Source organism: Microbispora amethystogenes, from assembly GCF_016863015.1.
Taxonomy (GTDB): domain Bacteria; phylum Actinomycetota; class Actinomycetes; order Streptosporangiales; family Streptosporangiaceae; genus Microbispora; species Microbispora amethystogenes.
The window spans coordinates 1-627 of the sequence record NZ_BOOB01000157.1 but is presented as its reverse complement, the minus strand read 5'-3'; the positions used below and the strand labels follow the sequence as shown (position 1 = coordinate 627).

Sequence of the window (627 nt, the reverse complement as noted above, 5' to 3'; positions counted from 1 at the left end):
GACGCGGGGATCGACGGAGTAGTCCACGGTGTCCAACCGCACGTAGTAGTCGCGCCCGAGCCGGACGCGGTGGTGCAGGCCGGTCGCGGGGGCCAGCGGCGGCAGCGGCAGCATCGACTGGTAGTCGACCTCCAGCAGGTCCACCGGGCGGCCCTGGATCGAGCGGACGGTCCGGGTGTTGGCCTGGGCCAGCCACCCGGTGAGTTGCTCGTTGAAGTCCGCCGGTGAGGCGAAGGTCCGCCCGGGCAGGAACGAGGTCTCCAAGAACCCGTTGTGCCGCTCGACCAGGCCCTTGAACTCCGGATCCCGTGGTGGGGCCAGCTTGATCTGCGTGGCCAGCGTGCCGGCGAACGCCGCCGCCGGGACGCTGACGCGTCCGGTGCCGCCGATCGCCGACTCCCGGTCCCATAGCAGGGTCGTGGTCACCCGGCCGATGCCGCTGATCAGTGCCCACATGCCCGACAGAATGTCCCCGGCCTGGCGGGAGGGGATCATCGTGGCGGTCATGAACCGGGAGAACGCCAGCGTCATCACCAGGACCGGCAGCATCCGCTGCTGGCCCTGCCCGACCGGGATCCGCGGCTCGGGGAACCACAGATCGCACTGCGTGAGCTGGCCAGGCTGGTA

At 70.5% G+C, this 627-nt stretch carries 1 protein-coding gene; it reads right to left on the bottom strand.

Going from position 1 to position 627, the window contains the following annotated elements; translation table 11 throughout:
* Nucleotides 1-627 (bottom strand): Mu transposase domain-containing protein (locus tag Mam01_RS36150; RefSeq protein WP_204289708.1); only part of this gene is annotated, 627 nt, incomplete at both ends.